The following is a 22355-nucleotide window of genomic DNA, read 5'->3' on the forward strand; positions in this document are numbered from 1 at the left end:
TCGCGCGGCATGCGGTTCGGGTCATGGCAGCAGGAACGGACGCGCAGTGCCTTATGTTGATACTCCTTAACCTCCTGGCCGGTGTGGCGCTCCTCGTGTGGGGCTCGCACATCGTGCGTACCGGCATCCTGCGGGTGCTCGGCGCCGATCTGCGCAGCGTGCTCGGCCGCAGCACCAGCAGCCGTTGGCGCGCCTTTCTGTCGGGCGTCGGCGTAACGAGCCTGGTACAGAGCAGCAATGCCACCGCGGTGATCGTCACGTCGTTCGCGGCGCAAGGTCTGGTGCCGCTGACCAGCGGCCTTGCGATCATGCTCGGCGCCGATGTCGGCACCGCGCTGATGGCGCGAGTCCTCACACTCGACCTTTCATGGCTGTCGCCGATTCTGATTCTGTTCGGCGTGCCGCTCTTCCTGTCGCGCAAGCAAACGCGCCTGGGGCAGGTCGGGCGCACGCTGATCGGTCTCGGCCTGATCCTGCTGGCGCTGCATCTGATCGTCGAGGCCGCCCAGCCGATGACGCAAGGCGCCGGCGTGCGCGTGATGTTCGGCGCGCTGACCGGCGACACCATGCTCGATGCGCTCGTCGGCGCGGCGTTCGCGATGCTGTCCTATTCGAGCCTCGCCGCGGTTCTGCTCACCGCGACGCTCGCCTCGTCCGGCGTGATCTCGCTGAAGGTCGCGTTGTGTCTGGTGATCGGCGCGAATCTCGGCAGCGGCGTGCTCGCGCTCATGGGCACCGTCGCGCAAAATTCGGCGGCGCGGCGGCTCGCGTTGGGCAGCTTCGCGTTCAAGCTGGCCGGTGCGCTGCTGATCCTGCCGTTCACCTCGCTGCTCGCGCGCGGTTTGCCGGTGTTGATCGCGAATCCGCGTGAAGCCACGGTCGGCTTCCATCTGATCTACAACGCGCTGCGTTGCTGCGCGTGCCTGTCGCTGATCGACCCGGTCGCGCGCATCTGCACCCGCGTGCTGCATGACCGGCCGCTGCCAAACGGCGAACTGCGGCCGCTGCACCTGGATACGGCAGCGCTGTCCACGCCCACGCTCGCGCTCGCGAATGCCTCGCGCGAGGCGCTGCGTATCGGCGACATCGTGCGGACGATGCTCGACAACGTGGCGGAGCTGATTCACCACAACAACCTGGACAAAGCGCGCGAAACCGTCCGCATGGACGACGACGTCGATGAACTCTACGCCGCGGTCAAAACGTACCTCACGCTGATCTCGCGCGAGCAGTTGGACGAAGCCGACAGCCGCCGCTGGACCGACATCATTTCGCTGACGATCAACCTGGAGCATGCGGGCGACATCATCGAGCGGATCGTCGGCGATATCGAGGAGAAGAAGATCGCGCACCGCCTTTCGTTTTCAGAGGAAGGGCTGGGCGAACTGGACGACCTCCAGGCGCGGCTCGTCAGCAATCTGCAACTTGGCCTCTCCGTGTTCCTCAATAACGATCTACGTTGCGCCGAGCGCCTGCTGGCGGAGAAGGAGCGCTTTCGCGACCTGGAGCGCGCGTATTCCTACAAGCACCTCGATCGTCTCGCGGGACAGAGCCTGCGCAGCATCGAGACCAGCGCGTTGCATCTGGACCTGATCAGCGACATGAAGCGGCTCAACTCGTTGTTCTGTTCGACCGCCTATCCGGTGCTCGACGCAGCCGGCGCGCTGCACGACACGCGCTTGCGCAAACGCGTGCTCGATACGATGCATGTGAAGGAATAGGCGCGAGCGCCCGATCCTAGGCCAGCACGATTTCTTCCAGCTTCTTTTTTAGCGATGCAAAGTCGGCGGCCTCGGCCGCCTTTTTGTTGGTGACGAGCACGTCGATCCGATCGATCGGGCAATACGAAATGCGGCTGCGCTGGCCGATCTTGCTGTAGTCGGCGAGGATGATCACGCGGTCCGCGTTGGCGACCATCGCGCGCGCCACTTCCGTTTCGGCGTGGTCGTAGTTGGTCGCGCCATGCCGGTGGTCGACGCCGACCGGCGACAGCAGCGCCATGTCCGCGCGATAGCGCTGGATGTCGAGCACGGTGGTGGCGCCGGTGGTCGCCATTGCGCGGTCGCTGATCGAGCCGCCGAGCAGGATCACTTCGTTGGCCGCGTCGGCTTGCTCCACGGCGCCGCGCATTTTCAGCGCGACGTCGATCGAGTTGGTGACAACGGTGAGATTCGCCAGTTTCGCCAGTTGTTCGGCGAGCGCCGCGGTGGTCGTGCCCGCGTCGATGAAAAGCGTCTGGCCGCTCGCGATCAAACCGGTGGCCGCCTTGGCAATCGCCGTTTTGGACTTGACGCGCGTGTGAGCGCGTTCGGCGATCGGCGCTTCGTCGGCGGGTCTGATTGCGCCGCCGTGCACGCGCCGCAGTTCGCCGAGCGCTTCGAGATCGAGCAGATCGCGCCGCACGGTTTCGCGTGACACGCCAAGGTCCGCCATGATCCGTTCGGTCGACACGCGTTGAAGCGTCGACAACAACGCTCGAATTCTCTGATGACGGTCTTCCTGCCACATGCGTTTTTCCCTGGATGCGAACGCGCGTTACACGACTTTGTTTCTAAGGACGACATCGTGGACACGAATGTGTGTCCGGGCGATGTCAAGCGTACTACTTTAGCCGGATTGTGTTGTATTTTTTTGGCAGCTTGCAAGTTTGTGTATTTCAACTTAGCCTTCGCAAATCATAGCGTCGTGCCTATTTCGAACTATCCGCATGGAAGGTGACGAGACGTGGGAAACGGGATTGATCGCGCTGTATCCGCAGACTGGCCGTATCCGCAACTGGTCGCGCATCGTTGCGGCGGCAGCCTCGCGCCTGAGAACACGCTGGCCGGTTTCGACGCGTGCGTGCGCCACGGCTACCGCATGGTCGAATTCGACGCCAAGCTTTCCGCGGACAACCAGCTTTTCCTGCTGCACGACGACACCCTCGAACGCACCACCAACGGTCATGGCGCCGCCGCCGACTACACCTGGGCGCAACTCGCCGCGCTCGACGCCGGCGCCTGGTACGGACCGCAATTCGCGGGCACGCGTCTGCCGACGCTGGCCGACACGGCCATGCGTTGCGCGCGCGACGGCATTGCCGCCAACATCGAAATCAAGCCGTGTCCGGGCCGCGACGAGATCACCGGTCGGCTGGTCGCAAGCGGCGCGCTGACATTGTGGCAAGGACAGACGCCGCCGCTGCTTTCATCGTTTTCATTCGACGCGCTCGCCGCGGCGCGCGACGCCGCGCCTTCATTGCGACGCGGCATGCTGTTCGAAGAGGTGCCGGCGGACTGGCTGCGCATCGTGCGTGAACTGGACTGCGTGTCGCTGCACGCAAGCCACCGGTATCTGAGCGAGCCGCTGGTCGCGGACATCCACGCGGCCGGCTTGCGCGTGCTCGCCTACACGGTGAATGAACCGGCGCGCGCCCTGCTGCTGGCGCAGTGGGGCGTTGACATGATTTGTACCGATCGTATCGATAGACTGAAACCCGACATGTTTTCCGCACTGGCTAATCCGGTGTGAACATGCCGCGGGCGGGCGAGTGCGAATCACACCCGCCCGCCTTGATGCTCGAACCAGAAATTTTCCAAACGTAGCAATTTCGGCAGAGGATGGGGAAAACCATGAACCGCACCGCGTTAGCTCGCATACTTTCGCTGTCGACCGTCGCGGGCGTTGCCGCAGCCGGCGTGAGCAGCGCCTCGGCCGCGCCGCTCGACGCGCTGGTCGCCGCCGCCAAGCAGGAAGGCCAGCTCACCGTGATCGCGTTGCCGCACGACTGGTGCAACTACGGTCAACTGGTCGCCGGCTTTCAGAAGAAATATGGCATCAAGATCAACGAACTGAATCCGGACGCCGGTTCCGGCGACGAAGTCGAAGCCATCAAGGCGAACAAGGGCAACAAGGGGCCGCAAGCGCCCGACGTGATCGACGTGGGTTTGTCGTTCGGGCCCACGGCGAAGGCGGAGGGTTTGCTGCAACCGTACAAGGTTTCGTCGTGGAACTCGATTCCCAAGGAACTGAAAGACGCCGACGGCTATTGGTACGGCGACTACTACGGCGTGCTGTCGTTTGAAGTGAACGCCGACATGATCGACAAGGCGCCCACCGACTGGAGCGACCTGCTCAAGGCGGACTACAAGAACGCCGTGTCGCTCGCGGGCGATCCGCGCTCGGCCAACCAGGCGATTCAGGCCGTGTTCGCGGCGGGTCTGTCGCAAAGCAAGGGCGACGTGAGCAAGGCCGATAAAGCCGGCCTCAAGTACTTCGCCGATCTGAACAAGAGCGGCAACTTCGTGCCGGTGATCGGCAAGGCCGCATCGCTCGCGCAGGGCACGACGCCGATCATCGTGCGCTGGGACTACAACGCGCTGGCCGACCGCGATACGTTGAAGGGCAATCCGAAGGTGCAGGTGGTGATTCCGAAAACCGGCGTGGTCGCGGGCGTGTACGTCCAGGCGATCAGCGCGTATGCGCCGCATCCGAACGCGGCCAAGCTGTGGATGGAATACCTGTACTCGGACGAAGGCCAGATCGGCTGGCTAGCCGGCTATTGCCACCCGATGCGCTATAACGAAATGGTCGCGGCGAAGAAGGTTCCGCAAGCGCTGCTCGACAAGCTGCCGCCGCCTTCGTCGTACAAGAACGTGGTGTTCCCGACACTGTCGCAACAGGACGCGTACAAGGAAACCATCACCAAGCATTGGGACGAAGCGGTCGGCGCGAACGTCAAGTGAGCGTCAGGTAAGCGCTCAACTGAGCGCCAACTGAGCATCAACTGAGCGCAGCGACGAACCTGGCCGCGGACGTACCGCGGCTTCAAACCATAGCGTGAAGTCGGGCCGGCGGCGCGCCGCTCGTAATGAGCGGTGCCCCCGGCGTTAGCCAGATTGCCAAGGGTGAGCTATGAGTGCTTCATCGGATGCCGGGTCGGTCCAAACGGAACTGCTGGTTCCTCCCGTGCCCACCCCAACGCCTCGCGTCGACGGTCCGGGCCGCGCGTCGCAGTTGCTTGCCTGGATCGGCGTGGTGCCGTTTTTCACCTTCGCGCTGCTGTTTCTGATTCTGCCGACCGGCTTTCTGATGATCGGCGCGTTCCAGGATTCGCAAGGTCACTTCACGCTCGCCAACTTTCGTGACCTGCTTCAGCCCACGGTCATGAACGCGTATCTGATCAGTTTCAAGGTGAGCGCGGCGTCGTCGCTCGGCGGCGCGGTGATCGGCTCGCTGCTGGCCTGGGCGGCGGTGCAAGGCAAGCTGCCGCGCTGGATTCGCCCGACCCTGATGACGTTTTCCGGCGTCGCTTCGAACTTCGCCGGCGTGCCGCTCGCGTTCGCTTTCATCTGCACATTGGGGCGCGTCGGACTCGTCACCGTGTTGCTGAAGAAGTACCTCGACATCAATCTCTATTCGACCGGCTTCAGCATTCTGAGCTTTACCGGCCTGACGCTGACTTACCTGTACTTCCAGATTCCATTGATGGTGCTGATCGTCACGCCCGCGCTCGACGGCCTGAAGCGCGAATGGCGCGAGGCGTGCGACTGCCTCGGCGGCACCGCGTACCAATACTGGCGCCACGTCGCGTTGCCGGTGCTGTGGCCGAGCGTGCTCGGCGCCACATTGCTGCTGTTCGCCAACTCGTTCGGCGCGGTCGCCACGGCCTATGCGTTGACGGGAAGTTCGCTGAACATCGTCACGATCCTGCTGTACGCGCAGATTCGCGGCGACGTGATGCACAACCAGAACCTCGGCTACGCGCTCGCGCTCGGCATGGTGCTGGTGACGGGCCTCTCGAACGGCGGCTACATCTGGCTGCGTTCGCGCGCTGAAAGGGGGCGCCGATGAAAAGCCAGTCGCGGGTGGGCGCGTGGACCGCGATGATCGTCGGTTCGCTGTATTTCCTGATTCCGTTGATCGCCACGGTCGAGTTCAGCATGCGCATGAAGCGCGGCGTCTACAGCTTCGAGGCGTACCGCGTCGTGCTGGCCGATCCGCGCTTTCAGGCCTCGTTCGGCTATTCGATCATGATGGCGGTGTTCACGATCGTCGTCGGCGTGCTGCTGGTGGTGCCGACCGCCTACTGGGTGCAGTTGCGGCTGCCGAAGCTGCGGCCGGTCGTCGAATTCATCACGCTGCTGCCGCTGGTGGTGCCCGCGATCGTGATCGTGTTCGGCTATCTGCGCATCTATAACAGCAGTTCGATCCTGCCGCTCACCGGCAACGAGCGCGCAACGGATTTGCTGCTGGTGTTCGGTTACGTGACGCTCGCGCTGCCGTACATGTACCGCGCGGTGGACGCGGGCCTACGCGCCGTCGACGTGCGTTCGCTGACCGAGGCCGCCGAATGTCTCGGCGCGAACTGGCCGACGATTCTCTTCAAGGTGATCTTTCCGAACATCCGCTCGGGGATTCTCTCCGGCGCGTTTCTCACCTTCGCAGTGGTGATCGGCGAGTTCACGCTGGCGAGTCTGCTCGATCGGCCCGCGTTCGGTCCGTATCTGCAATTGATCGGCGCGAACCGCGCTTATGAGCCGTCGGCGCTTGCGATCATCGCGTTCGTGATCACGTGGGCGTCGATGGGATTGATTCAGGTATTCGGCTCGGCCCGCGCGACCGGCGGCCAAAAAACTTGACGGACTGAGGCAGCGAATCATGGCATTCCTTGAGATCGAAAATCTGCATAAGTCCTTCGGGACGAACACGGCGCTGCATCACTTCGACATGAAGATCGAGCGCGGCGAATTCATCACCTTTCTCGGGCCGTCCGGCTGCGGCAAGACTACCGTGCTGCGGATGATCGCCGGCTTCGAAACGCCGACGCGCGGCGTCATCCGGCTCGACAACAAGGACGTCACGCACCTTCGCACGCGGCAGCGCAAGGTCGGCATGGTGTTCCAGTCGTATGCGCTGTTTCCCAACATGACGGTGGCCGAGAATATCGGCTTCGGCCTGAAGATCACGCATCGGCCGCAGGCGGAGATCAACAGCCGCGTCGAGGAGATGCTGCATCTGATCAAGCTGCCGCATCTGGGCGGGCGTTATCCGTGGCAGTTGTCGGGCGGGCAGCAGCAGCGCGTGGCGTTGGCGCGCGCGCTGGCCGGCAAGCCGCAAGTGCTGTTGCTCGACGAGCCGCTTTCCGCGCTCGACGCCAAGATTCGTATTTCGCTTCGGCAGGACATTCGCGCGTTGCAGCGCGAGCTCGGCATCACGTCGATTTTCGTCACGCACGACCAGGAAGAGGCGCTGTCGATTTCCGACCGCATCGTCGTGATGAACGAGGGTCGCGTCGAACAGATCGGCTCGCCTTCGGAAATCTACAACTATCCGCGCACGCGCTTTGTCGCGTCGTTCGTCGGCACGCTGAATATTCTGGCCGGGCATGTGGTCGATCCGGCGACCGGCAAGATGGCCGTGGACGGTCAGGAGCTCACCACCACCCAGGAACTGCCGCCGGACGATGCCGGCAAGAAGCGTCTGCTCGCGTTGCGCCCTGAAGCGATCGTGCTGGAGCCGGCGGCGCCGGGCCGCAACACGCTGAACGCCACCGTCGAGGAAGTGAATTTCCTCGGCGCGGTGGTGCGCATCAGAACGCGCGTGAAAGACGCCGTGATTTCGCTCGACGTGTTCAACGATCCGAATCGCGGCTTGCCCGAACGGGGGCAGCCGGTGTCGCTCGGTTTTTCTCACGAAAACTTGCTGGTGCTGGAAGAAGGCGGTGCTTGACCTTGATTGACGCAGCGCGCGCGGCGGCCGAACCGCGCCGTTGAAAAGGCGTCCGGGTTTTCCCGAGGCCGCCGCCCCGATGGATTCCGGATTACCCGACGCCCCTTGTCCCGATTTCCGGAATCCCGGACGCCGCATTCCGCCGCGCGACGAAAAACCGATAAAAATCAAGCCGTTGCGTTTTGATTCGAGCTGGCATCGACCTTGCGAAATAGATAACGCGGCCGCAACGGTCCGACAACTAAAGCAAGGAGACAACGATGTCTGATTTCCCTTCCCGGTATTTCTGAATTCGTCGTCTTGTCGCGGCCTAATGCCGTGCACAGGCGTGACGGGTTCCGTTCGCATGATGCGCAGCGTGGCAGGCCATGGGCTCACCCACATCGCAGGTAATATCGTGAAGAAACCTTTCTACAAAGTGCTGTACGTCCAGGTGATCGCGGCGATCATCATCGGCATCGCGCTCGGCCATTACTATCCGACGCTCGCGGTCGACATGAAACCGCTCGGCGACGGCTTCATCAAGCTGATCAAGATGGTGATCGGGCCGATCATCTTCTGTACGGTCGTGACCGGTATCGCCGGCATGGAGGACATGAAGAAGGTCGGGCGCGTCGGCGGCAAGGCGCTGCTGTACTTCGAGGTCGTCTCCACTTTCGCGCTGATCCTCGGCCTGATGGCGACGCATCTGCTGAAACCGGGCGTCGGCTTCAACATCGATCCGGCCACGCTCGACGGCAAGGCTGTCGCCTCGTATGCCGCGAAGGCGCACGGCCAGACCACCGTCGACTTCCTGATGCACCTGATCCCGGACACGCTCGTGTCCGCGTTCGCCCAGGGTGAAATCCTGCAGATCCTGCTGATCGCGCTGCTGTTCGGCGCGGTGCTCGCGACGGCCGGCGAGAAGGGCAAGGTCGTGACGAACTTCATCGACGGGATCTCGCATGTGCTGTTCGGCATCGTGCGCATCATCACGAAGCTGGCGCCGATCGGCGCGTTCGGCGCGATGGCGTTCACGATCGGCAAGTACGGCATCGGCTCGCTGCTGCCGATGCTCAAGCTGATCGGCACGTTCTATCTGACCTCGATCGTGTTCGTGGTGGTGGTGCTCGGCATCATCGCGCGCGCGGTGGGCTTCAACATCCTGCGCTTCATCGGCTACATCAAGGAAGAGATGCTGATCGTGCTCGGCACGAGCTCGTCGGAAGCCGCGCTGCCGCAACTGATGCTCAAGCTCGAGCGGCTCGGCTGCTCGCGTTCGGTGGTGGGTCTGGTGGTGCCGACCGGTTATTCGTTCAACCTCGACGGCACCAACATCTACATGACGATGGCCGTGCTGTTCATCGCCCAGGCGACCAACATCGACCTCACGTGGACGCAACAGCTCACGCTGCTGGCGGTGACGATGCTCACCTCGAAGGGCGCGAGCGGTGTGACCGGCGCGGGCTTCATCACGCTGGCCGCGACGCTCGCCGTGGTGCCGACCATTCCGCTGTCGGGCATGGTGCTGATTCTCGGCATCGACCGCTTCATGAGCGAATGCCGTGCGCTGACCAACATCGTCGGCAACGGCGTGGCGACGGTGGTGGTGTCGGCATGGGAAAAGGAACTGGACCGCAACAAGCTGAACGCGGCATTGCGCGGCGATGTGCCGCTCAAAGAGCCGGCCGGCGTTTAAGCCGCGTACCGGCTGCCAGAACCACGACGCTCACGGCCGCGGACACCTCGCATGAAACCGGTGGCCGCGAGCCGCAACCCCACGCCGTCGGCCGACGAAGCTCGCGCCGACGGCGTGTCGCCTTATGCCACAATAACTGATCCTCACCGATCGGATATTGCCAACGTGACGCGCCGCCTGCTGATCCTCTTCGCGCTCGTCGCCGGGCTCGTGGCGGCGTGCGGGCTCACTTACAGCGTCGCGTGGCAAAGCGGGATCGACGACTTGCGGCGCAACGCCGCAGTGCGCGTCGACCGCACCACCAGCGCGCTGAAGAGCACGCTGGAGCGCTACGAATCGCTGCCCTATCTGCTGGCCGAACATCCCAGCGTGCAAGACGTGCTGGTCGATCCGACTCCGGCCAACGTCGAGCGCGCCAATCACTATCTCGAAGACCTCAACCGTCACGCGCGCGCGACGGTCACCTACATCATTCCGCTCAACGGGTACTGCGTGGCCGCGAGCAACTGGCGCGGGCCGGGCAGTTTCATCGGCGCGGGCTATCACTTCCGGCCGTATTTTCTCGATGCGGTCAAAGGCGGCGTGGGCCGCTTCTTCGGCATCGGCACGATCTCGCAGGCGCCGGGCTACTACATTTCGCAGCCGGTGCGGCGCGCGGGCAAGATCGTCGGCGTGGCGGTCGTCAAACTCGATCTCGAATGGTTTCAGAGCGCGGATGCGTCCGAGCCGCTCGTCGTCACCGACGATCATGGCGTGATCTTTCTGTCCGCCGTGCCCGCGTGGAAATATCACACGATACGGCCGCTGTCGGGCCAGGTCGCCGATTCGATCTACCAGGCGCGTCAGTACGCGCAGCAGCCGATCGCGCCGCTGCCGGTGACGATCGAGCGCACGCTCGAAGGCAACGCGCAGATCGTGCGCATCGGCGGCGGCCGCTATGCGCCGCGCTACCTCGCGTCGCGGCGCGGCATGGGCGAACCGGACTGGCATCTGATCACGATGTCGCCCGTCGATCCGGTCGACGCCGACGCGCGCAACGCGACCATCGTCACGGGCTTCGGCTACCTATCGCTCGTGCTGCTCGCGTTCTACTGGAGAATGCGCCGCGCTCGCGTGCGCGAGGTGATGAGAAGCCGCGCGCTGCTGCAAAAGGCCTACGCCGAATTGAATCGGCGGGTCGCCGAGCGCACCGCGGATCTTTCGCAGGCGAACGAGCAATTGCAGAAGGAAGTCGCCGAACGCACGCGCGCCGAACAGGAACTGCGCGCCGCGCACGACGAGCTGATCCAGGCGAGCAAGCTCGCCGCGCTCGGCCAGATGGCGGCCGGCATCACGCACGAATTGAATCAGCCGCTCGCGGCATTGCGTGGATTCTCGGACAACACGCGTGTGCTGCTCGATCGCGGCGACCACGCGTCGGCGCGCGACAACCTCGAAGCAATCGCCTCGCTCACCGAGCGCATGGGCAAGATCACCAATCAGTTGAAGCTGTTCGTCGGACGAGCGCGGCCGCGCAATGCGCGCGCGCCGGTCGTGCGGGCGCTGCGCAACGTGATCGGTTTGCTGCAAAAGCGCTTGCAAGGCGTGGAAATGGAGTTCGCCTTGCTCGACGCCGACAGCGGCGCGCGCGCGCCCTTGAACCTCTCCGACGACCATCCCGAACTGATCGCCCATTGCGACGACTTGCGGCTCGAACAGGTGCTGATCAATCTGCTCGGCAATGCGCTGGATGCAACCGCTGGCATGAGTCCGCCGCGCATTTCGATCGAGATCGAAGTCGCGGAGGCGAGCTTGTCGTTCGCCGTGAGCGACAATGGTCCGGGCATTCCCGAAGACGTGCTGCCGCGCCTGTTCGAACCGTTCTTCACCACCAAGGAAATGGGGCAAGGGCTTGGCCTCGGCCTCGCGATTTCGTCGTCGATCGCCCGCGATTGCGGAGGGACGCTGGTGGCGCGCAACGCGGCGCACGGCGGCGCATTATTCGTGTTGACGCTGCGCCGCGCTGGCGTGCAAACGAGCCATACATCAGACCCGCTGACGACGGGTTCCTGAATCAGACGGAAAACGACAATGGTGAACCACGGCTTGCAAGTGCTGTATATCGAAGACGACGAACTCGTGCGGCGCGCCAGCGTGCAGAGTTTGCAACTCGCCGGCTTCGACGTGATCGGCCATGCGTCGGTGGAATCCGCGGCGAAGACGATCAGCGCGGATTTCTCCGGCGTGATCGTCAGCGATATTCGCTTGCCCGGCGCGAGCGGTCTCGATCTGCTCGCGCAATGCCACGAGCGTGCGCCCGACGTGCCGGTGATTCTGGTCACCGGTCACGGCGATATTTCGATGGCCGTGCAGGCGATGCGCGACGGCGCGTATGACTTCATCGAAAAGCCGTTTGCGTCCGAACGTCTGATCGAAACCGTGCGGCGCGCGCTGGAGCGCCGCAAGCTGGTGCTCGAAAACCTCGCGCTGCGGCGCGAGTTGGCGGAACAGAATTCGGTGGCGCCGCGCATCATCGGCCGCAGCCCGGCGATCGAGCAGGTGCGGCGGCTGATCGCGAACGTTGCGCCGACCGATGCATCGGTGCTCATCAACGGCGACACCGGCGCGGGCAAGGAATTGATCGCGCGCAGTCTGCACGAGTTGTCGCCGCGGCGTGACAAGCCGTTTATCGCGGTGAATTGCGGCGCGCTGCCGGAGCCGATGTTCGAGTCGGAAATGTTCGGCTACGAACCGGGCGCCTTCACCGGCGCGGCGAAGCGCCGCATCGGCAAGCTCGAACATGCGTCGGGCGGCACGCTGTTTCTCGACGAAATCGAAAGCATGCCGCTCGCGTTGCAGGTCAAGCTGCTGCGCGTGCTGCAGGACGGCGTGCTGGAACGGCTCGGCTCGAATCAGCCGATCCGCGTGAATTGCCGCGTGGTTGCCGCGGCGAAAGGCGACATGGCCGAGCATGTCGCGGACGGCTCGTTCCGCCGCGATCTGCTGTACCGGCTGAATGTGGTGACGATCGCGTTGCCGCCGTTGGGCGAGCGGCGCGAGGACATCGTGCCGCTCTTCGAGCACTTTCTACTCGACGCGGCCGTGCGCTATCAACGCCCGGCGCCGATCCTCACCGATCGTCAGCGCGCGAGCCTGATGCAGCGCGACTGGCCGGGCAACGTGCGTGAGTTGCGCAATGCCGCCGACCGTTTCGTGCTCGGCGTCGCCGAAGATCCGGTGATGTCCTTCGCCGATGACGGCGCGCCCACTCAGCCGCTGAAGGAACGCGTCGAGCAGTTCGAGCGCGCGGTGATCGCCGAGGCGTTGGAGCAGACGGGCGGTGTAGTCGCGGTCGCGGCGGACAAGCTGCAGCTCGGCAAGGCGACGCTCTACGAGAAGATCAAGCGGTATGGCCTCGCGGCCAAGGGGGAAGGGGAGCGGTGAGGATTTGAAGCGCCGGCCAAGGAGATGCCAGGCCGGCGCGTTTGAGTCAGGTTGGAGCGTAGGAACTTCGCCTGCGTTCAGGCGGCGTTCAGCGCTTTTTCCAGCAGCTTGTCGAGTTCCGCGAATTGCGGCTCGCCGACGTAGCGCTTCAGAATCTTGCCGTCCTTGTCGACCAGGAACGTGGTGGGCGTGAGCTGGACGTTACCGAACTGCTTCGCGGCCGAGCCGTCGTCCATGGCCACCTTGAACGGCAACTGACGGGTTTGCGTGTAGTTGGTCACGTACATCGGCGCGTCGTAACTCATCGCGACGGCGACGAATTCAAGCCCTTGGCCCTTGAAGCGGTTGTACGTCTGGACCATCTGCGGCATTTCCTTCATGCAGGTGTCGCAGCTCGTCGCCCAGAAGTTGACCAGATAAACCTTGCCTTTCAGGTCGGCGGTCGAGATTTTTTGGCCGGAGAGCAGCGTGAAGGTGGCGTCGGGTACGCGCTGCTGGCCCGCAAACGCGAAATAGCCGGCGATCGCGATTGCGACGGCCACGGCGGCGATGATGACGTAGCGAACCGGACTCGCGCGCCGGGCGGCGGTGGACGGGGTGGTGCTCATTGGGGTGGAACTCATGAACGGAACCTCGAGAGTCGCGCGGAACGCGCGGAACAGTGCGCCGGTTCGGGCTTTTCAGCCCGGCGCAGCATGACTGCCGCCATTGTAGCCCCAATCCGTCGGCGCGGCAGGACGCGGGCCGGGAGCGGATAATAGGGTTTTCCGCTTCCGTCAGTCCGATCTTCCGCCCCATGTTCCGAACCGTTTCGCTCGTTTTTCATCGCGTTTTCCATCTGTTCGCTCGAATTTCTTCTGTCCGCCCGTTCGTTCGCCGCTCGCAAGACCGTTTTTCGACTGACTGTCGTTCCGCCGACGGCACTTTGCGCTCCCGGCGGGCCCGGACGGTGATCGGCACGGCGGCCTGCATGCTGGCACTCGGCGCGGCTTTGTCGGCATGTTCGCCCGCTTTCGACTGGCGCACCGTGGCGAACAGCGACAACGGCTACACCATCGACCTGCCTGCCAAGCCGGGCAACGATCAGCGAACGGTGCAGATCGACGGCACGCCGATGCAGATGGCGATGCAGACCGCCGAAGCAGGCGACGCCGTATTCGCGGTGGGCACCGTGATGCTGCCGAACGACGACGAGACGACGCAGCGCGCCGTGCTCGAATTCCTGCGCACCGGTCTTGCCCATAACGTGGGCGCCGCGCCCGTCACCCATGCGGTGCAAATCCCGCTTGCCGCAGGCGGCCAGGTGCTGGGGCTGGAAATGAAAGTGAGCGGCGAGGCCGGTTCCCAGCATGAATCGCGCACCGTCTATGCACGGCTGGCAGCACGCGGGCGGCACGTTTATCAAGCCGCAATCATTACGTCGAAACCATTGCAACAGGAGCAGATCGATCAATTCTTTTCGTCGTTCCATCTGTATTAAAAACGGTAGTTTTGGCCGACGAGGCGTCGCGCCGGTTCTTCATGCACAGTGAAAGTTCCTTCGCAGCATCGTGCGCTAATTGCCGGTTTACGTTGAAGTTTTCCCGTTGCGCAGACGCCCTGTGGATAACTCTGTTGAGAACTCCGCTTTAATTGCCGCAAATGCCCATCCGGTGGGCACTCCGTCAGTTTCACTTCGCCCGCGCCGGTTGAAAAAACGCAATCGAATCAACGGTCTTTCGTTGAATCGCGCGCCGCACCTTTCACATGTTTCAAAAGTTTGCAGGAACGCGCGAATGTGCATAAGTCAAGTCTTGACAGCATGTTTTTCGCTTTATATCGGGCTCAACGCCCGGCGATATTGGACGGCTTCACCGATTTGCGCGGCGCTCGGCATGGCGGCGCCCGCGAGATCGGCGATGCTCCGGGCCACCTTCAGCACGCGGTAATAAGCCCGCGCGGACCAGCCGAAGCGCTCGCCTGCCTCGCGCAGCAGCGCTTCGCCCGTTGCGTCCGGCCGGCAGACTTCGTCCACCTCGCGCCCGCTCAGTTCGCGGTTGGTTTTGCCCTGCCGGCTCAGTTGCCGTTCGCGCGCGGCGTTCACCCGCTCTGCGATCGTGGCGCTCGTCTCGCCCGTCGCAGTCGATCGGGCCGATAACTCAGCCGGCGTGAGCGCCGGAATTTCGAGCTGGATATCGATGCGGTCCAGCAACGGCCCCGACAGTTTGCGCAGATAGCGCGCGGCGATCTCCGGCGTGCAGCGACAGCGGCCGTTGGGGTCGCCGCGCCATCCGCACGGGCAGGGATTCATCGCGGCGATCAATTGGCAAGCCGCCGGAAAATCCGCCTGCAAGGCGGCGCGTGAGATCGTGATGCGACCCGCTTCCAGCGGTTCACGCAGCGTTTCCAGCACGTGGCGATCGAATTCGGGCAATTCGTCGAGAAACAACACGCCCAAATGCGCCAACGTGATCTCGCCCGGTTGCGGTGGGTTGCGGCCGCCGACCAACGCCGCGGCACTCGATGAATGATGCGGCGCGCGAAACGGCCGTTGCCGCCATTGCGAGGGAGTAAAACCGGCCCGGCTCGCGGATAGCAGCGCGGCGGAGCTGAGCGCTTCGTCGTCGGTCATGGGCGGCAGCAGGCTCGGCAAACGGGCGGCGAGCATCGACTTGCCGGCGCCGGGCGGCCCGATCAGCAGGACATGATGTCCGCCCGCCGCCGCGACTTCCAGCGCGCGGCGCGCGCCGCGCTGGCCGATCACGTCGCTCATGTCAGGTGCGGCGACTGGCGCCGTTTCGCCGAGGTCGGGTGCGGCGACAGGGTCGAGCCGCGCGTCGGGCGCGCCCGCCAGATGCGCGCATAACGATGGCAGATCGGCGGCGCCATAGACGTCGACGCCGGGCACCAGCGCCGCTTCCGCGGCGCTTGCGACCGGCAGATAGAGTTGCGGCGTGTGCGGTGCCGGCAAACCGGCTGCCGCGAACTCGCCCGGTGTGACGGAAAGTGCGGCGCCGCTGCCATGCGCGACGCCGCCGCGCGCCGTGCCGCACGCCATCGCAAAAGCGCCGCGCATCGGCCGTAGCGCGCCGGTCAACGACAGTTCGCCGGCGAATTCACGCTGCAGCAGGGATTCAGCCGGAATCTGGCCACTCGCCGCGAGAATGCCCAAGGCGATCGGCAGATCGAAGCGGCCGGACTCCTTTGGCAAATCGGCGGGAGCGAGGTTGACGGTAATACGCCGCACAGGAAAGTCGAAGCCGCAGTTCTGCAGCGCCGCGCGTACGCGCTCGCGGCTTTCGCGCACTTCCAGATCGGGCAGGCCGACGATCGAGAAAGAGGGTAATCCGTTGGCGAGGTGAACCTCGACGGTAACTTCGGGCGCGCGGCCAGAGGCCGGCGCGCGACTGCGCACCACGGCAAGCGACATGTTTTCTCCCGTCGGACAGCGCGCCGGGGTGCGCGCAAGTCCCCTAAAACGCTGATGACGTCACGGCTCGCTTGCCAGTGATGTGCAGCACTGCGCAGCTAATGCGCGGCGAGCAAAGCCTTACGGCGTTTGCGTGACCGGCAGCTTCTGCTCGAGTTCGGCGACGCGGCGCTCCAGTTCCTCCAGGCGAGCGCGCGTGCGCACCAGCACCTGAGTCTGCGTATCGAATTCCTCGCGCGTGACCAGGTCGAGTTTCGAGAAGCCTTGCGACAGCATGGCTTTCAAATTGCGTTCGACGTCCTTGGCCGGTGAGTTCTTGAACAGCTCGCTCATGCGGGCCTGAAAGTCGTTGAAGACATCGTTCGGTTGTTTCATGGTGTTCCCTTTTCTGCACGGAAAGTGTGCATGTTTCATTGCGGCTGTGCCTTGCTGCGCGAAATGCTCAACCTTGGTGCATGACCGGTGGTATGAGGTGTCCTCATGGGCGGCTTTGGTGCGCATCGGGCTGTTCCACGCCGTCAGAACACTCTAGCAACGATCAATAAGCCGCGCCAGCGTGCGCCGACAACGTTGGCCGTCCGGCCAGGCACGCTTGAGCCCTTGCGCAGCGTGCCCCACGCGAAGTCTGACACAACATGGCATGCGAGTTGCTGTTACTGCCCCGCGCGCACTGCCGGTAGCGTTTTGCCGACAGCGGAACGAGACCACGCGAAGGGGTTACGGGTACGCAAACAGGTTACGAACGGGTTACGCAACTTAGCGAGGATTTCATGAAGCTCATTACCGCAATCATCAAGCCGTTCAAGCTCGATGAGGCGCGCGAAGCCTTGTCGGCCATCGGCGTCTCGGGCATCACGGTGACGGAAGTGAAAGGGTTCGGCCGTCAGAAGGGCCATACGGAACTGTATCGGGGCGCTGAATACGTCGTCGATTTCCTGCCGAAGGTGAAGATCGAGGCAGCCGTCTCGGACGACATCGTCGACCAGGCGATCGAGGCACTCGAGCGCGCGGCACGCACCGGCAAAATCGGCGACGGCAAGATTTTCGTCACGCCGATCGAACAGGTGATTCGAATCCGCACCGGGGAGACCGGCGCGGACGCCCTGTAACACTAAAAGATAGCGACACAGATAGCGATAAGAGGAAACGAAAGATGCGCAAATTATTGATGTCCTTGCTGATGGCCGGTTCGCTGCTCGCGGGCGGTATCGGCGCCGCCCTCGCGGACGACGCTTCCGCCCCGGCAGCCGCCTCGGCCGCTGCTTCCGATACGGCCGCCAGCGCGCCGGCAGCGGACGCATCGGCTCCGGCCGCGGCCTCGGCGCCGGCAGCGGACGCTTCCGCCGCCCCGGCCGCCAGCGCCGCAGCCGCACCCGCGGCATCGGACGCCGCACCGGCCGCGCCGACCGCGCCGTTCTCGGTCGATTCGTCGAAGATCAATTCGGGCGATACCGCCTGGATGCTGACCTCCACCGCGCTCGTTCTGTTCATGACGATCCCCGGTCTCGCGCTGTTCTACGGCGGCATGGTCCGCAAGAAGAACGTGCTCGCCACGCTGATGCAAAGCTTCGCGATCACCTGCCTCGTGACGATCATCTGGGGCGTGGTGGGCTACAGCCTCGCGTTCACGCCGGGCGGCTCGTTCATCGGCGGCTTCTCGCGCGTATTCATGTCCGGCATGAACTACATCAAGGGCGACAAGGCCACGACGCTGACCGTCAGCCATCTGGCCCAGACGATCCCGGAAACGGTCTACTTCGTCTACCAGATGACGTTCGCGATCATCACGCCGGCGCTGATCACCGGCGCGTTTGCCGACCGGATGAAATTCTCGGCGATGCTGGTGTTCATGACGCTGTGGTCGATCATCGTCTACTCGCCGATCGCGCACATGGTCTGGGAACCGACCGGCTGGCTGGCTAGCGCCGGCATCCTCGACTTCGCGGGCGGCACGGTGGTGCACATCAACGCGGGTGTCGCGGGTCTGGTCTGCTGCCTCGTCCTCGGTAAGCGCGTCGGCTACGGCAAGGAAGTGATGGCCCCGCACAACCTGACGCTCACGCTGATCGGCGCGTCCATGCTGTGGGTGGGCTGGTTCGGCTTCAACGCGGGTTCCGCGGTGGCGGCTGACGGCCGTGCCGGTTTCGCGATGTTCGCGACGCAAATCGCAACGGCGGCGGCAGCGCTGGCATGGATGTTCGCCGAATGGGCGGCCAAGGGTAAGCCGTCGGTGCTCGGTATCGTGTCGGGCGCGGTGGCGGGTCTGGTGGCGATTACGCCGGCTTCGGGCTTCGTCGGCATGACGGGTTCGCTGGTGATCGGCATCGTGGCCGGCGTGGTCTGCTTCTGGTCGGCAACGTGGCTCAAGCACAAGCTCGGCTACGACGATTCGCTCGACGCGTTCGGCGTGCACTGCATCGGCGGTATCGTGGGTGCGCTCCTGACCGGCGTGTTCGCGGTCAAGGACATCGGCGGCTTCGACGGCAGCGTCCTTCTGCAAGCCAAGGGCGTGGTGACGACGCTGGTCTACAGCGGCGTCGTGAGCTTCATCCTGCTGAAGGTCATCGACATGGTGATGGGCATCCGCGTGACGGAAGAACAGGAACGCGAAGGTCTGGACGTGACCCTGCACGGCGAACACGTCGAATAAGAAAACATGCGCAAGCCCGGCTTCAGGGCTTGAACAATCAGAATCAAGCACAGCGACTTTGGCCCGCCTTCATGGCGGGCTTTTTTCTTGCTGAAAGAGTTGTTCCGTCTTGTGAGCAACAGTTTTCCCCACCTATCATGACGATAGTGAGAATGCATTCGTATCGGCTTGCGAATGGAGAAACCGTCCCCAAATGGGCAAAGCATTTGCTCTACAATCTTTTTTCTCCAGTCTGCGAGTGATCAATGGTTCCGCACCTAGTTACGGCGTTAAACGGCCCGCTGCTCGACCTCGAGCGGAAGATCCTCGACGCTACGCCCGCTATCGAACGCTGGTTCCGGCTCGAATGGCAGGAGCACACGCCGCCTTTCTACTGTTCGGTCGATCTGCGTAATGCGGGTTTCAAGCTGGCTCCGGTCGACACCAATCTGTTCCCCGGCGCATTCAACAATCTGCCGCAGGAAGTGTTGCCGCTCGCCGTGCAGGCCGCGATGGCGTCGATCGAGAAGATCTGCCCGGACGCGAAAAACCTGCTCGTGATTCCCGAGCGCCACACCCGCAACGCGTTTTATCTCGAGAACGTCGCCCGGTTGGCCGCGATCATGCGCCAGGCCGGCCTGAACGTGCGTTTCGGCACGCTCGACGAAAGCATCGTCGGGCCGGTCACGATCGCACTCTCCGACGGGCAGAAGCTCGTGCTCGAACCGCTCGAGCGCACGCCGCGGCGGCTCGGCCTGAAGAACTTCGATCCGTGCTCGATTCTTCTGAACAACGATCTCTCCGCCGGCATTCCGCCCGTGCTGGAAAATCTGCACGAGCAGTATCTGCTGCCGCCGTTGCATGCCGGTTGGGCGGTTCGGCGCAAATCCACGCATTTCTCCTGCTATGACGACGTTGCGAAGAAATTCGCCAAGATGGTCGAGATCGATCCGTGGATGATCAATCCGTACTTCGCGCACGTCGAAGGCGTCGATTTCCAGGAGCGTACCGGTGAGGAAGCGCTGGCCGATGCGATCGACGGCGTTCTGAAAAAGATCGCCAAGAAGTATCGCGAGTACGGCATCTCCGAAAAACCGTATGTCGTCATCAAGTCTGACGCGGGCACCTACGGCATGAGCGTGATGACCGTGCACGACGCGTCGGAAGTGGCCGCGCTCACCAAGCGCGAACGCGCCAAGATGGCGGCCACGAAAGACGGCCTCGAAGTGCACGACGTGATCGTGCAGGAAGGCGTGTACACCTTCGAGCGGATCGGCGAAGAGGTCGCCGAGCCGGTCGTGTACATGATCGACCGCTATGTGGTGGGCGGCTTCTACCGCGTGCACGGCAGCCGCGAGCGCGATCAGAATCTGAACGCGCCGGGCATGCACTTCGTGCCGCTCGGCTTCGAGCATACCGCGCTGCCGGATGCGCACGCGAAGCCCGGCGCGGCGCCGCCGAACCGCTTCTACATGTATGGGGTGGTGGCGCGGCTCGGGTTGCTGGCCGCATCGGTCGAACTGGAAAAGACCGATCCCGAAGCGATTCAGGTCTAACCACCTTGGGTGGCCGATGGCGGCATGCGTGCCGCCATCGTCATTTTCAACGAGTATATTGACGTTCAATGCCAAGCCCGTCAGGGCGCACCGGGACCTTCATGGACATTCTCTTCATCGCCGATCCGCTCACGCAATTCAAGATCTATAAAGACTCGACCTACGCGATGATGGCGGAGGCCGCGCGCCGCGGCCACACGCTTCACACGTGCGAGCCGAAACATCTGGCGTGGACGGGCGGCGACGTCGAGGCGAACGTGCGGCGCTTCGCGATCGCGGGCGACGTGACCGATCTGCATCGCGACACCTGGTACGCTGCCGAGGCCGCCGCGCCACGCTCGCTGAAAAGCTTCAGCGCGGTGGTGATGCGCAAGGACCCGCCGTTCGACATGGAATACGTCACGTCGACGTGGCTGCTGGAAATGGCGGAACGCGGCGGCGCGCGAATCTTCAACAAGCCGCAGGCGATTCGCGATCACTCGGAAAAGCTCGCGATCGGCGAGTTCGCGGAGTTCGTCGCACCGACCTTGGTCACGCGCGACGCGGCTCGCTTGCGCGCTTTCCACGAAGAGCACGGTGATGTGATCCTGAAGCCGCTCGACGGCATGGGCGGCATGGGCGTGTTCCGTGTGAAGGCCGACGGCATGAATCTCGGCTCGATCATCGAAATGCTGAGCCACGACGGCGCACGCTCGGTGATGGCGCAAAAATTCATTCCGGAGATCAAGGAAGGCGACAAGCGCATTCTGCTGATCGGCGGCGAAGCGGTGCCGTTTTCGCTCGCGCGCATTCCCCAGGGCAACGAGGTGCGCGGCAATCTGGCCGCGGGCGGGCTGGGCGTGGCGCGCCCGCTCACCGATCACGATCGCAAGATCGCCGGCACGCTTGCGCCCGTGCTGGCGGCGCGCGGTTTGCTGCTAGTCGGGCTGGACGCGATCGGCGACTGGCTGACCGAAGTCAACGTGACGAGCCCGACGTGTTTTCGCGAGATCATGGATCAGACCGGCTTCGACGTCGCGGCCATGTTCATCGACGCGCTGGAGCGGGCGGTCGGCTGAGGCACTGCCCTTGATTGGACGCCATGGCCCCCAAACTATGTAGTAACTCCGCGCGGGGCGAAACGCCCGCTTTGGCGCGAAAATGAGCCTGCTACAATGCCCGCTCCGCCGCGCCAAGCCGACTCGGTGGCGTCAGCCGGACGTCACGGGCATGGATTGCGGACTGTGAGCGAGCAGCTTTCCGCATGCGTCCCGGTTGGACCGGGCGTCGCGGGCCGCTCGTCAAAACGATGCGTTCCGGCCCTCATGGCCCACGGCCGGTCGAGGGCGCTTGGGATCCGGGCCTCGTCCCGGTCCACGGTTTGGGGCCGTTCTTTTGCAGTAAGGCTGACATGGCAGGCATTCTGATCATTGCGCACGCTCCGTTCGCCACCGCGTTGCGCGATTGCATTTCGCATATCTATGGTGGCTTGCCGGCTCGCATCGGCGTGATCGACGTATCGCCGGATTGCGATCCCGCACAAATGGTCTCGTTCGCCAATTCGGAAATCGAGCGGCTCAAGGAAGAGAACGGCGCGCTCGTGCTCACCGACATGTTCGGCGCCACGCCGGCGAATATCGCCGGGCGGCTCGCGTCGGTGCCGAATGTGCGCGTGCTGTGCGGCGTGAACCTGCCGATGCTGGTGCGTGCCGTCTGTTATCGCGCCACGCCGCTCGACACGCTGGTCGACAAGGCGCTCGCCGGCGCCACCAAGGGCGTGCATGCAATCGGCCCGGCCACCCCACAGCCCGCCGCGGCTTGCGAACCGTGTTCGCCCGCGTTGCCCGCCGATGCCGCTGCTGGCGACTGTTTGCCCGCCTTGCCCCCCGAGGCCGATTTGACCCAGAAAACCGACTCCACGGGCTTGTAACCGGATCGAACGGCGTTCAAAGGGCGTCAAGCGATTTCAAA

Annotated in this window: 19 protein-coding genes; 15 read left to right on the plus strand and 4 right to left on the minus strand. The window is 63.8% G+C overall.

Going from position 1 to position 22355, the window contains the following annotated elements:
• Positions 1–53: 53 nt before the first annotated feature.
• Positions 54–1721 carry a Na/Pi cotransporter family protein gene (locus BUE39_RS14405; protein ID WP_073429343.1) on the plus strand — a complete coding sequence of 556 codons (1668 nt, stop codon included), beginning with the start codon at positions 54–56 and terminating at the stop codon, positions 1719–1721.
• A 16-nt stretch (positions 1722–1737) separates the two neighbouring features.
• Here BUE39_RS14405 and BUE39_RS14410 read toward each other — a convergent pair whose 3' ends face one another.
• Positions 1738–2508 carry a DeoR/GlpR family DNA-binding transcription regulator gene (locus BUE39_RS14410; protein WP_073429344.1) on the minus strand — a complete coding sequence of 257 codons (771 nt, stop codon included), beginning with the start codon at positions 2506–2508 and terminating at the stop codon, positions 1738–1740.
• A gap of 216 nt (positions 2509–2724) precedes the next feature.
• Between BUE39_RS14410 and ugpQ the strand changes: the two genes are divergently transcribed.
• The 8 genes from ugpQ (at position 2725) to BUE39_RS14450 (ending at position 12811) form a co-directional block, all read left to right on the plus strand.
• The gene (gene ugpQ, locus BUE39_RS14415; RefSeq protein ID WP_073429345.1) at positions 2725–3510 is read left to right on the plus strand and encodes a glycerophosphodiester phosphodiesterase; all 786 of its coding nucleotides are present in this window, start codon (positions 2725–2727) and stop codon (positions 3508–3510) included.
• A 101-nt stretch (positions 3511–3611) separates the two neighbouring features.
• Positions 3612–4724, plus strand: coding sequence for an ABC transporter substrate-binding protein (locus tag BUE39_RS14420; protein ID WP_073429346.1), 1113 nt, complete (start codon positions 3612–3614; stop codon positions 4722–4724).
• 169 nt (positions 4725–4893) lie between these two features.
• Positions 4894–5832 carry an ABC transporter permease gene (locus BUE39_RS14425; RefSeq protein WP_073429347.1) on the plus strand — a complete coding sequence of 313 codons (939 nt, stop codon included), beginning with the start codon at positions 4894–4896 and terminating at the stop codon, positions 5830–5832.
• A complete protein-coding gene (locus BUE39_RS14430; protein WP_073429348.1) occupies positions 5829–6620 on the plus strand; it encodes an ABC transporter permease in 792 nt (263 codons plus the stop codon). The genes BUE39_RS14425 and BUE39_RS14430 overlap by 4 nt, the downstream gene beginning before the upstream one ends.
• Before the next feature lie 19 nt (positions 6621–6639).
• Positions 6640–7710, plus strand: a complete 1071-nt coding sequence (locus BUE39_RS14435; RefSeq protein WP_073429349.1) for an ABC transporter ATP-binding protein — start codon at positions 6640–6642, stop codon at positions 7708–7710.
• A gap of 397 nt (positions 7711–8107) precedes the next feature.
• A complete protein-coding gene (locus tag BUE39_RS14440) occupies positions 8108–9388 on the plus strand; it encodes a dicarboxylate/amino acid:cation symporter (RefSeq protein ID WP_073429449.1) in 1281 nt (426 codons plus the stop codon).
• Positions 9389–9439: 51 nt separating this feature from the next.
• Complete coding sequence (locus BUE39_RS14445; RefSeq protein WP_073429350.1) at positions 9440–11440, plus strand: sensor histidine kinase; 2001 nt, start codon at positions 9440–9442, stop codon at positions 11438–11440.
• An 18-nt stretch (positions 11441–11458) separates the two neighbouring features.
• Entirely contained in the window at positions 11459–12811 is a 1353-nt protein-coding gene (locus tag BUE39_RS14450; protein WP_073429351.1) for a sigma-54-dependent transcriptional regulator, read from the plus strand.
• Positions 12812–12888: 77 nt separating this feature from the next.
• On the opposite strand, the gene BUE39_RS14455 is transcribed toward BUE39_RS14450, so the two are convergent.
• The gene (locus BUE39_RS14455) at positions 12889–13419 is read right to left on the minus strand and encodes a TlpA disulfide reductase family protein (protein WP_073429352.1); all 531 of its coding nucleotides are present in this window, start codon (positions 13417–13419) and stop codon (positions 12889–12891) included.
• A gap of 188 nt (positions 13420–13607) precedes the next feature.
• On the opposite strand from BUE39_RS14455, the gene BUE39_RS14460 reads away from it, so the two are divergent.
• A complete protein-coding gene (locus tag BUE39_RS14460) occupies positions 13608–14291 on the plus strand; it encodes a hypothetical protein (RefSeq protein WP_073429353.1) in 684 nt (227 codons plus the stop codon).
• A 333-nt stretch (positions 14292–14624) separates the two neighbouring features.
• On the opposite strand, the gene BUE39_RS14465 is transcribed toward BUE39_RS14460, so the two are convergent.
• Complete coding sequence (locus BUE39_RS14465) at positions 14625–16220, minus strand: YifB family Mg chelatase-like AAA ATPase (protein ID WP_073429354.1); 1596 nt, start codon at positions 16218–16220, stop codon at positions 14625–14627.
• A gap of 120 nt (positions 16221–16340) precedes the next feature.
• Entirely contained in the window at positions 16341–16595 is a 255-nt protein-coding gene (locus BUE39_RS14470; protein WP_073429355.1) for an accessory factor UbiK family protein, read from the minus strand.
• Positions 16596–16990: 395 nt separating this feature from the next.
• Between BUE39_RS14470 and BUE39_RS14475 the strand changes: the two genes are divergently transcribed.
• The 5 genes from BUE39_RS14475 to BUE39_RS14495 all read left to right on the plus strand — a co-directional run bounded on the left by BUE39_RS14475 (position 16991) and on the right by BUE39_RS14495 (position 22314).
• Positions 16991–17329 (plus strand): P-II family nitrogen regulator, encoded by a 339-nt coding sequence (locus BUE39_RS14475; protein WP_006048089.1) that lies wholly within the window; start codon positions 16991–16993, stop codon positions 17327–17329.
• 44 nt (positions 17330–17373) lie between these two features.
• Positions 17374–18870, plus strand: a complete 1497-nt coding sequence (locus tag BUE39_RS14480) for an ammonium transporter (RefSeq protein ID WP_073429356.1) — start codon at positions 17374–17376, stop codon at positions 18868–18870.
• A gap of 245 nt (positions 18871–19115) precedes the next feature.
• Positions 19116–20405 (plus strand): glutamate--cysteine ligase, encoded by a 1290-nt coding sequence (gene gshA, locus BUE39_RS14485; protein WP_073429357.1) that lies wholly within the window; start codon positions 19116–19118, stop codon positions 20403–20405.
• A gap of 101 nt (positions 20406–20506) precedes the next feature.
• The gene (gene gshB, locus BUE39_RS14490) at positions 20507–21463 is read left to right on the plus strand and encodes a glutathione synthase (protein WP_073429358.1); all 957 of its coding nucleotides are present in this window, start codon (positions 20507–20509) and stop codon (positions 21461–21463) included.
• Between the two features lie 332 nt (positions 21464–21795).
• Positions 21796–22314, plus strand: a complete 519-nt coding sequence (locus tag BUE39_RS14495) for a PTS sugar transporter subunit IIA (RefSeq protein ID WP_073429359.1) — start codon at positions 21796–21798, stop codon at positions 22312–22314.
• Positions 22315–22355: the final 41 nt, after the last annotated feature.

The organism is Paraburkholderia terricola (assembly GCF_900142195.1).
Classification (GTDB): domain Bacteria; phylum Pseudomonadota; class Gammaproteobacteria; order Burkholderiales; family Burkholderiaceae; genus Paraburkholderia; species Paraburkholderia terricola.

What these genes read in the sequence shown, in the direction of transcription:
- BUE39_RS14430 (WP_073429348.1), top strand. Translation starts at nt 5,829, where the DNA reads ATGAAAAGCCAGTCGCGGGTGGGCGCGTGGACCGCGATGATCGTCGGT.
- BUE39_RS14435 (WP_073429349.1), top strand. Translation starts at nt 6,640, where the DNA reads ATGGCATTCCTTGAGATCGAAAATCTGCATAAGTCCTTCGGGACGAAC.
- BUE39_RS14410 (WP_073429344.1), bottom strand. Translation starts at nt 2,508, where the DNA reads ATGTGGCAGGAAGACCGTCATCAGAGAATTCGAGCGTTGTTGTCGACG.
- BUE39_RS14445 (WP_073429350.1), top strand. Translation starts at nt 9,440, where the DNA reads ATGAAACCGGTGGCCGCGAGCCGCAACCCCACGCCGTCGGCCGACGAA.
- BUE39_RS14450 (WP_073429351.1), top strand. Translation starts at nt 11,459, where the DNA reads ATGGTGAACCACGGCTTGCAAGTGCTGTATATCGAAGACGACGAACTC.
- BUE39_RS14470 (WP_073429355.1), bottom strand. Translation starts at nt 16,595, where the DNA reads ATGAAACAACCGAACGATGTCTTCAACGACTTTCAGGCCCGCATGAGC.
- BUE39_RS14455 (WP_073429352.1), bottom strand. Translation starts at nt 13,419, where the DNA reads ATGAGCACCACCCCGTCCACCGCCGCCCGGCGCGCGAGTCCGGTTCGC.
- BUE39_RS14460 (WP_073429353.1), top strand. Translation starts at nt 13,608, where the DNA reads ATGTTCCGAACCGTTTCGCTCGTTTTTCATCGCGTTTTCCATCTGTTC.
- BUE39_RS14475 (WP_006048089.1), top strand. Translation starts at nt 16,991, where the DNA reads ATGAAGCTCATTACCGCAATCATCAAGCCGTTCAAGCTCGATGAGGCG.
- gshA (WP_073429357.1), top strand. Translation starts at nt 19,116, where the DNA reads ATGGTTCCGCACCTAGTTACGGCGTTAAACGGCCCGCTGCTCGACCTC.
- BUE39_RS14480 (WP_073429356.1), top strand. Translation starts at nt 17,374, where the DNA reads ATGCGCAAATTATTGATGTCCTTGCTGATGGCCGGTTCGCTGCTCGCG.
- BUE39_RS14405 (WP_073429343.1), top strand. Translation starts at nt 54, where the DNA reads ATGTTGATACTCCTTAACCTCCTGGCCGGTGTGGCGCTCCTCGTGTGG.
- BUE39_RS14425 (WP_073429347.1), top strand. Translation starts at nt 4,894, where the DNA reads ATGAGTGCTTCATCGGATGCCGGGTCGGTCCAAACGGAACTGCTGGTT.
- gshB (WP_073429358.1), top strand. Translation starts at nt 20,507, where the DNA reads ATGGACATTCTCTTCATCGCCGATCCGCTCACGCAATTCAAGATCTAT.
- BUE39_RS14420 (WP_073429346.1), top strand. Translation starts at nt 3,612, where the DNA reads ATGAACCGCACCGCGTTAGCTCGCATACTTTCGCTGTCGACCGTCGCG.
- BUE39_RS14465 (WP_073429354.1), bottom strand. Translation starts at nt 16,220, where the DNA reads ATGTCGCTTGCCGTGGTGCGCAGTCGCGCGCCGGCCTCTGGCCGCGCG.
- BUE39_RS14495 (WP_073429359.1), top strand. Translation starts at nt 21,796, where the DNA reads ATGGCAGGCATTCTGATCATTGCGCACGCTCCGTTCGCCACCGCGTTG.